Source organism: Candidatus Chloroploca sp. Khr17 (assembly GCF_004138165.1).
Lineage (GTDB): Bacteria > Chloroflexota > Chloroflexia > Chloroflexales > Chloroflexaceae > Chloroploca.
Genome location: NZ_RYFF01000091.1, coordinates 2,059 through 10,946, shown reverse-complemented (window position 1 = coordinate 10,946; position 8,888 = coordinate 2,059). Strand labels below are relative to the sequence as shown.

The window sequence follows — 8,888 nt, the reverse complement described above, 5'->3', positions numbered from 1 at the left end:
GCACAAGGGACTTTCACGGTCTTTTTTCGGCACTGGCGTGCCCATGATAGCAGGGTGGCGGTCTGGTGCAACCTCAAAGGGACTTTCGTTGCCCCGCCTGCGCGAATCGGGGCGCGGCGTTTCACACAAGGAGCGCCCGGGGTGACGGGCGGCCGGGCTGCGTTGGTAGGTATTCCTGTACAGACAGATCACGCCGGACAAGCTGAGTATGAATGAGCTCCACATCGAACTCCCTGCGGCATTCGACGCCATCCACGAACGAGCGGTGACCGACTACCTCACCGATCGTGTCTCAGGCTCGGCGGCCTGGGCGAGGGTTTTTGCCGCCATGGATGTGCTGGAGGCTGCATTCTTGATTGTAGAGACGGAACGGCTGTCGTTTCGTGCTGTCTACACGCTGCTCGTCGATCGACCACTGGCTGATGTCTATATAGCCGACTTGCTCGCGCTCCAGGATGTCCGCCAGGAAAGCCCGGCACTTCGAGCACGCTACGCACGCAGGATCGGACAGAGTCTGGTCGAGCGCGGCTGGCGTCGTCCTGAAACGCGGCATCTCTTCGCGTACCTGCTCTACTGGTGGGGTTCCTTTGCGCGTGGCTATGCGCTGGAGGTCGAGATCTTTCGCGACCTCGAAGCCAGCGGCGTTCCGTTCCAGGCCCACGACCTACGCGATCCGCAGGCACGCTATTCGTTGAGCGATCTGACCGTTGCCAGCCTTGCGGGCGACATCAAGACCTCGACCTATTTCGTCCAAGCCGCCGCGCCGCTGGCCCACGATTTCTACATCGTGCGTCTGGCCGTCAAGGGTGCGGTGCATACGCTCGTCGTGATGCTCCAGCCTGAAGCGTGGGCACAGATCAACGGCGACACCACGCCTGGTACGATGGATACATTGCTCGACCACTTCCCTGCCCCAGTGGCTATCCGTCACCGCGGTCATGACCTGGTCGTGCTAGGATATGAAACCTGGAAGCAGCGCATGCTGCTCCAGCAAGGAGGTGCCGAATGAGCGAATCGCGACTCTCCGACATGAGCGAGGCCGAGTTCGACGCCATGATCGAGGGGCATCTTGAGCGGATGGCGCGTGGCGATCGTGAGCTTGAGGCCGATGTCTTTGTCGACCTGCTCCTCGAACGCATCGCGGCCAAGGCTGAGGCCCCGGTTACGTTGGCGATCGACGTCCATGGCGATCAACTCGTGATCACGCCTGACAGCCCAGGAACCGACATTGTGGTGCAGGGCAACGAAATCCTGATCGGTGGGCGGCGGCTGGTCTTGCGCCTGGTGCATCAGCCGACGTCGTGATCCCGTGCCATGCTCTGAGGAGGCATAACGATGCAGCCATCATTCCTTGACGCGCTCGGGCTCTTCCAATGGCTCGGCTTTGCGGTGCTCGTCGCCGCCTGGCCGGTCTACGAGTTGCTCACGCTGCGCCGACGCGCCCGGCAGGCGGAGGAGCGGGCCGACCAGCTGACCCAGGACTACCAGCACCGCATCGACGCACTGGATGTCGTTCAACGCCAGGCAGTTGCGCACCTGCTGCAGCACCCGCAACCGCTGCGCACCCCACCGGCGGGTGTTGGGCCAACGCTGCACGCGGTCGCGGTCGATCACGCGCCTGATCCCTACGCGATCCCGATTGGCTGGCAGAATTCAGATGGCGTGGCCGACCTGGTGACCGGCAGCTTGCACGGCGATAGCCCCTACTTTGTGGGCAACATCCAGGTCACCGGTATGACTCGCTGGGGCAAGAACATCTGGGAATTCCTGACCACCACGACCCTCTGCGCGCGCACGACGCCGGCGCAGGTGCAGATCTTCTGTATCGACGGCAAAGGGCCAGACGGGGCGCTCTGGCGTGGGCTGGCGCACAACTGGCGTGAGCCGATCACCCGTGAGGAAGACCTTCCTGACGCAATCGCGGCGCTCGAAGCGCTCCGTGCCGAACGCATGCACCTGTTGGCGCAGCACGGGGTGACCAAGTGGGAAGAACTGCCGCCCCAGAGTCGCCCACCGATGGTCTGGGTCGTGATCAACGAGTTATCGCTCCTGGAGAAGGTGCTGGGCCGTGAGCTGGAGCGCTGGCTGACCCGCGAGCTCTCCTCGGCCCTCGCGGGCGGCCTCCGCTACTGCATCCTGATGCAGGACGCCTCGAACTGGGAGACCGGCTGGCGCCGGCAGATCGGCCTGGCCGTGGCCGGTGGTCAGGTCAGCCGCGATGCCGACAAGCCCAACCTGGGGATGAGCACCGCAGAGATCAAGGAGCGTGGTGGTATGCCGCCGTCAGAACTCGCCGAGCGCGGCCAGTTCACCGTACGCTTCTACCGCGATGTCGTCTCGGTCAGCATCCCCTATCTCACCGTCGAGGAACGGAAAGCAGCGATCACCCGGCTGCCCAGCGCGCGACAGCGGACAAGCGTGTCAAGCCTTTCTGCGCCCCAACAGGAGGCGACGATACCCGATACTGCGGTACGTTCCGCGGCAAGCCAGGGCCAGCAGTGCGCGAAAACGACGCGTTCAGCCCTCCTCGCTGATGGCAGTATGGTGAGTACCGGGCATCAGAATGGGGTATCCACTGATACTGCCAACACGCTCGACTCGCTGGGTACGGCGATCGATACTGCCCTGGAGCAGGGTGATGAACTCACCGATGCGCAGATTACCTATTTACACCTTCACCGGCAATGGTCGCCCACCCGCATTGCCGAGTCGCGTGGTCTGCGGGGACGCAAGCAGGTACGCCTGGAGCGCGTGTATGCGGCGCTTGGCCTCCGGCGTGAGCCGGCTGAGGTTGAGCAGCAGGTGTAAGCGGGCTGGAAGGAAGGGGCCGCCCCATGCATGCCGAGGGGCAGCCGCCCCTGCGTGAAGGGTGTGCCTCCCTGCTGAGGCCGCCCCGCCCCATGCATGCCGAGGGGCAGCGGCGGTCACGGCGGCCACGTCAGCGCTCGATCACCCCACATACTCCGAGGGGTTGATGCGACCCCTGTGCATTGAGGGGAGGAAGACGCGCTGACCGCCGCCCCAACCGGCCTGCGTCGCTCTGGCAACCCGGTGATCGGGCCTGTGCGTACCCGATCAGACGACCTTGCATGGCTGCAAGCTGTACCCACCTGCGTCATACGGCGTCCCAATGCGCCAAGCGGCGGTTTTTGTGCGCACCAAACTCCCCCCGAATAGCTGCATATGCGGGGTATTGGCATGGTGCATGGTGCGCCTGCCAGGGCTGACCACACCGCAGCGTCTGCGCACCGAGCAGTGTCACTGGGGGGTGTTCGGAGGTCGGTGCTCCCATACGCATTAACTTACGGCCCACTCCAATAGGTTCGGGTTGAGCAGTAATTGGCAGGCATTCGGTTCTTTGAACTGGCGCTGCTCGAAAAGGTCCTCGGGCGTGAGTTGGAGCGCTGGCTGACCCGTGAGCTCTCCTCGGCCCTCGCGGGCGGCCTCCGCTACTGCATCCTAATGCAGGACGCCTCGAACTGGGAGACCGGCTGGCGTCGGCAGATCGGCCTGGCCGTGGCCGGTGGTCAGGTCAGCCGCGATGCCGGCAAGCCCAACCTGGGGATGAGCACCGCGGAGATCAAGGAGCGTGGCGGTATGCCGCCGTCAGAACTCGCCGAGCGCGGCTTCTTCACCGTGCGCTTCTACCGCGATGTCGTCTCGGTGAGCATTCCCTTCCTCACCATCGAGGAACGGAAAGCGGCGATCGCCCGGCTGCCACACGATAATCCTGTCGTCGAAACGACGGCAGCAGGGGCAATGCTGTCAACACGTTCATCAGAAGCGCGTCCACAGCAGCAGGGCAGCACGACCGTACCGTACGCAAGGACAGCGACCGGAATTGCCGAAACTGCCGCCGATGCAGGGATCGTACGGTACGGGGTACAATGCCGGTACCGCCCACGCTGATGCGGCGTACCAGCGTACCGACGCGCCCATGGATACCGCGATCGCCGCCGTGCTCGCCGCAGGTGGTACCCTCAGTGACGCGCAGATACAATTCTTACATCTTGAGCGTGGCTGGTCGCCAAACCGGATCGCCCTGTCAGGTGGATTGCGCGGACAAAAGCAGGCGCGCCTGGAGCGCGCGCATGCGGCACTTAGCCCCCGACGCGAACTGACTGAGGTCGAGCAGCCGGCGTAGAAAGCGAGAACTGATGACGACACGAACGATCGAAGTGCCCGAGGAGCTGGATACCCAGCTGGAGCAGCGCGCCCACGCGTCCGCCCAGTCGGTGGATGCGGTCGTCATTCGGACGCTCGCCCGCAGCCTGCCCCCAGCGCCAGAGCCGGATCTTCCTCACGCTGTCCAGGACGAACTGGCGGCCATGGAGCACCGCTCGGACGAGGCGCTCTGGGCGATCGCGCGCAGCACGATGAACAGTGACGCGCTGGCGCTCTACGATGTGCTCCGGGATCGCAAGGAGCAAGGGTCGCTGACTCCCGAGGGCCAGCCGTGGCTCGCCCGCCTCACCCAGGACGCCGATGCGCTGGCCGTGCGGAAAGCGCTCGCCTACGCGCTGCTCAAGCGCCGGGGGCATTAGTTGCCCACGCTTGGTGAGTTGCCGGTTCCCACCCCGTGAGCCGTCCGTCCATCCCGGTTGAGCTCCAGGAGCAGATCCTTGCCGATGCCGGCCATCGCTGCGGCTCCTGCCGTTTCAGGAGCTCCTTATGAATCATTGGCAGAAGATCATTTCGACTTGCTTGGCGGTTGCGACCATGATGATGAAGCTTGTGATGGTGCAGTCGTTCTCCGGCTAGCTGACTGGCTCCTGTAAACAAGACCCTCAACCTCATCCTCGTGCGCTTTAGTTCGTGGTGCAACAGTATTATCTCTCGGCTCTCCAATCAGAGACAGAATTGGCCACTTAAGTACTTCGTCAATTACTGTGAACACATCAAGGCTCGTTGATGGTTTTCCTGTGACGCTTGTACCGGGTGTCTTGAGTCCGGCATGCAGTCCAGAACGTGCTGTTTTAAAAACGTCTTGATTCGGATTGTAATCGCCGTACTTTTCTTGCCATTGCTCTGCATTACTTTCACTTAGGTCGTAGTACCCTCTGCGATTCTCCTCTAGCTGCTCAGCATTTGATAGAAACGTATTCCAGGCCGTTCCAGCCTCATACAATGAGTAGCCAACTACCGCAACAGCCAGTATAGTGATAATGAACTTACCTTCAGGATCAGTGAAGTTTGGTGGTCTATTCTGAGTATATACATACCGATTGACTGACTGTACATCGAAAGAGAACCCAGGGAACAGGTCACGGCTTACAAAGCGCCCAATCACTGGATCATAATACCTCGCCCGCAGGAACACCATCCCGGCCTCCGGGTCAACCTGTTCGCCGGTGAAGGTGTAGGCGTTGCCAGCGCCGCCGGTCTGCGTGCGCACGCCACCGAAGGCGTCGTAGATGTATGTCGCGGTGACCTGGCCAGCGCTGTCGCTCATCGCACGCACGGAGCCCAGGGCGTCGCCGTGGTAGTAACTGGTCGTGGTGCCAATCTGGGCGATCTGGTCGAGGCCGAGCACGTAGCGCGTCGTGTCGGCACCGCTTGTCTCGACCAGCACCTGCGGGAGCCCAAAGGCGAGATCCTGGAGATAGCTTGTGGCCGTACCATCAACCGTGCGACCGACCCGCACGCCGTCGCCGTTGTAGACGTAGCTTGCACTGGTTGCGCCGTTGGTCAGTCCGATCATGCGCCCGGCCACGTCCCAACTGAAGGTCTGATCGCCCTTGCTCAGCATCTGACCATTGTTATCCCAGGTGAGCGTGGTCGTCGTGTTGCCGGTGCTGATCGCCGTCAGCCGGTCGGCGTCGTCGTAGCGATAGCTGGTGACAACGCTATCCTCGGTCAAGGTCAGCCGGTTGCCCATTGGATCGTAGGTGTAGCTCACCGCTGCCGGCGCATCGGTTGGGTAACTGACGTCGGTTAGCCGGTAGAGGGCGTCGTAGCTGTAGGTCGTGGTGCCGGTCGGCTCGGTCATCGCAGTGCGGTTGCCAACCGCGTCGTAGCTGTAATTGATCGAGACCAGGCTCCCGGCGGGGCCAGTGGTGCTGAGATTGGTCAGGCGACTCGCGGCATTATAGGTGTTGGTCGTCGTAACTCCATTCGGGAAGGTCGTCGTGCGCAGTCGGCCAGCCGCATCGTAGGCGTAGTTAGTAATCTGGTCGTTCCAGTCAGTCACGCTCACCAGGCGATTGGCGGCATCGTAGCGGTAGGAGGTGGTCAGGCCGCCCGGCATGGTGACCGCCGTCCGGTTCAGCGCATCGTAGCTATAGCTTACGGTGCCGCTGGGCTGGGCGATGGAAAGCGGCCGGTTCAAGTTATCGTAGCTGTAGGTGGTGGTACCGGTCGGGTCAACCATCACGAGCCGGTTGCCGACCACGTCATAGGTGTAGGTCACGGTCGAGGATGGATAGACGAGCCCGATCAGACGGCTGACCGCGTCGTAGCGGTAACTGGTGGTCGCACCATTCGCATCAAGCTTGCCGATCAGTCGTCCGGTCGCATCGTAGGTATAGCTGCGGGTGTTGCCAAGCGGATCGGCCTCAGCAAGCAGACGGTTCAGGGCATCGTAGGTGTAGGTTGTTGTATTGGCGTTCGCATCGATCACCGACGTCTTGTTGCCGACGGCGTCGTAGGTATAGGTCACGGTGCCACTCAGCGCATCAGTGACGGTCATCAGGCGGTCGAGTGCGTCGTAGCTGAAGGTCGAGCTAGTGCCGAGCGCATCGGTGACGGCAAGCGGGTTGCCAACCGCGTCGTAACTGGTGCTGGTAGTGTTGCCAAGCGGATCGAGCAGGGTCGTTAGCCGGTTGAGTGCATCGTAGGTCGAGGTGGTGGTGTTGCCAAGCGGGTCGAGCACGGTCAACTGGTTTCCATTGCCATCGTAGGTGTAGGTTGTCGTCTGGGTGAGGGCGTTGGTGCTGCTCACGAGCCGGTTCGCCGCGTCATAGACAAAGGTTGTGCTATTGCCATTCCCATCGGTGACGCTGGTCTGGTTGCCGACCGTGTCGTAGCCGAAGCTGGTTGTGAAGCTGGCTGCGTCAACGATGGCTGCGAGCTGATCTTTGCTTGTGTAGGTGCGCGTGGTCACTCTGCCCAGCGGATCGGTCATTGTCAGGAGGTTCCCGACTGGATCGTAGGTAGTGGTCATCACCGCCCCGGACGGGTCGGTCGTGGTCAATATGCGGTTGAGCGCGTCATAGGTGAAGCTGGTCGTATTGCCCAGCGGATCGACCTGGGTCAGCTGTCGGCCACCGTTATCATAGGTGCGTGTGCTTACGTTGCCGAGCGCGTCTGTCACAGTCGTGAGGTTGCCGTTTGCGTCATAGTTGAAGCTCGTGGTGCGCGTGAGCGGATCGGTCATGCTCGCTGGCAAACCAAGACGCCCGGCATCAGCGAAGTAGGTGAAGCTCGTGACGCCGCCAATTGGATCGGTGCTGGTGAGCAGGTTGCTGCTTGCGTCGTAGGTATTCATCGTCGTGCGGCTAAGCTCGTCGGTTGCCGTGAGCAGGTTGCTGCGCCCGTCATAGCTGCGCACCATGACGCCCCCAAGAGGGTTGGTCATCGTGAGCAGGTTGCCGCGATCGTCATAGGAGAAGGAGGTCGTATTGCCGCGGCGATCGGTCACGCTCGTGCGGTTGTTGAGCGCATCCCAGGTATAGGTCTCGGTCTGGCCGAGGCCGTTCGTCTCGGCGATCAGACGCAGTTCGGGGTCGTAGCGGTAGGTGGTCGTGCTGCCGCGCGGGTCGGTGACGATCGTGGTGCGGTTCGTCACATCGTAGAAGAAGCGGCTCAGGTTGCCATCGGCGTCGCGCTGTTCAATGACACGGCCCTCGGCGTTGTAGACGTTCTGCAGGAAGCTGTTGCCATTGGCGTCAGTGATCGCCGTGATGTGCCCGGCGGTGTCGTAGGTATACGTGGTTGCCGCACCGCCGAGATCGCTCGCGCTCACCAGGTTGCCGCTGGCATCGTAGCTAAAGGTGGCGCTGCGCCCGAGCGGATCACCGACCGCGATCAGCTGGCCGCTGGCATTGTAGCTAAGGGCAAGCGCACGGCCATCAGGCGCTGTGACACTGGTGAGGTTCTGGCCCGTGTAGCCCAGCGTGGTGACATTGCCATTACGGTCAGTGATCGTCGCCAGCCGTCCGCTCGCATCAAAAGCGTAGACCGTCTGGTCCTTCTCGGTGAGCGTGAAGAGCCCGCCAGATTGGATCAGGGTCGCGAAGATACTGGGCGGCGGGGTGTACGTGGTGCCATCCCAGGTAAACCGTGCCGTCCGCCCGTCGCCGTAGGCCACCGTCGCTGCGCCGTCCTGGGCGCTGGTGGCGATGGACATGTTGTAGTTGTGCGTCCAGCCCGCGCCGAGCGGCCCGCCGGTGTCGACCGCCGCCGAGTTGTAGGCCCGCGTAAAGACCAGCGGGAAGGAGCGAGTCGGGAGCGAGACATCAGTCCGGCTGTAGATGTAGTTGCCGTTGGCCGTATTCACCGGGTCAGAGACATAGCGCTGGTGGGCAACGCCGCCGCCGTTGCTGGCACCCTTGCCGATCCAGGGGTCGGCGTCAACGAGGAAACGATCAATTACATTGCAGCGACAGAGCGAGTCGTAGCGGGTTGTGTAGTTGATGCCGTTGCCACCACCGTAGGGCGCCGGACCGTTGTCAGAGCCCCAATAGTTGTTCTCGGCGTTGATGGTGATGGTCGTGTTGCTGTTATAGACACCGTAACTGGTGTTGTTGTAGATCTGATTGTTCTGGATCGTTGGGTTGGCGATGCTGACAGAGATGCCAACCGGATTACTGCGGATGGTGCTCCCAATGACAGTAAGGGCACCCTGTCGTGCGGTAATCCCGCTGCCGTCCCCGAGCTCGATAACGCTG

Annotated in this window: 7 protein-coding genes; 6 read left to right on the top strand and 1 reads right to left on the bottom strand. The window is 62.2% G+C overall.

Annotated elements, in window-relative coordinates; all coding sequences use genetic code 11:
- Window positions 1–208: 208 nt before the first annotated feature.
- From EKD05_RS24255 to EKD05_RS24230, 6 genes are all read left to right on the top strand, one after another.
- Window positions 209–1,009 (top strand): hypothetical protein, encoded by an 801-nt coding sequence (locus tag EKD05_RS24255; RefSeq protein ID WP_129678023.1) that lies wholly within the window; start codon window positions 209–211, stop codon window positions 1,007–1,009.
- Entirely contained in the window at window positions 1,006–1,305 is a 300-nt protein-coding gene (locus EKD05_RS24250) for a hypothetical protein (protein WP_097655392.1), read from the top strand. The genes EKD05_RS24255 and EKD05_RS24250 overlap by 4 nt, the downstream gene beginning before the upstream one ends.
- 30 nt (window positions 1,306–1,335) lie before the next feature.
- The gene (locus tag EKD05_RS24245; protein ID WP_129678021.1) at window positions 1,336–2,808 is read left to right on the top strand and encodes an FtsK/SpoIIIE domain-containing protein; all 1,473 of its coding nucleotides are present in this window, start codon (window positions 1,336–1,338) and stop codon (window positions 2,806–2,808) included.
- A 531-nt stretch (window positions 2,809–3,339) separates the two neighbouring features.
- On the top strand, window positions 3,340–3,909 hold the full coding sequence (locus tag EKD05_RS24240) for a hypothetical protein (protein ID WP_129678019.1): 570 nt from the start codon (window positions 3,340–3,342) through the stop codon (window positions 3,907–3,909).
- Window positions 3,860–4,144 carry a hypothetical protein gene (locus EKD05_RS24235; RefSeq protein ID WP_129678017.1) on the top strand — a complete coding sequence of 95 codons (285 nt, stop codon included), beginning with the start codon at window positions 3,860–3,862 and terminating at the stop codon, window positions 4,142–4,144. The genes EKD05_RS24240 and EKD05_RS24235 overlap by 50 nt, the downstream gene beginning before the upstream one ends.
- A gap of 13 nt (window positions 4,145–4,157) precedes the next feature.
- Entirely contained in the window at window positions 4,158–4,544 is a 387-nt protein-coding gene (locus EKD05_RS24230) for a hypothetical protein (protein WP_129678015.1), read from the top strand.
- 146 nt (window positions 4,545–4,690) lie between these two features.
- Here EKD05_RS24230 and EKD05_RS24225 read toward each other — a convergent pair.
- Window positions 4,691–8,888, bottom strand: a 4,198-nt coding sequence (locus EKD05_RS24225) for a DUF6531 domain-containing protein (protein ID WP_129678013.1), incomplete at its 5' end; no start/stop codon positions are given.

Excerpts from the sequence above, each read along its gene's own strand:
- EKD05_RS24255 (WP_129678023.1), top strand. The coding sequence starts at position 209 with ATGAATGAGCTCCACATCGAACTCCCTGCGGCATTCGACGCCATCCAC.
- EKD05_RS24250 (WP_097655392.1), top strand. The coding sequence starts at position 1,006 with ATGAGCGAATCGCGACTCTCCGACATGAGCGAGGCCGAGTTCGACGCC.
- EKD05_RS24245 (WP_129678021.1), top strand. The coding sequence starts at position 1,336 with ATGCAGCCATCATTCCTTGACGCGCTCGGGCTCTTCCAATGGCTCGGC.
- EKD05_RS24235 (WP_129678017.1), top strand. The coding sequence starts at position 3,860 with ATGCAGGGATCGTACGGTACGGGGTACAATGCCGGTACCGCCCACGCT.
- EKD05_RS24230 (WP_129678015.1), top strand. The coding sequence starts at position 4,158 with ATGACGACACGAACGATCGAAGTGCCCGAGGAGCTGGATACCCAGCTG.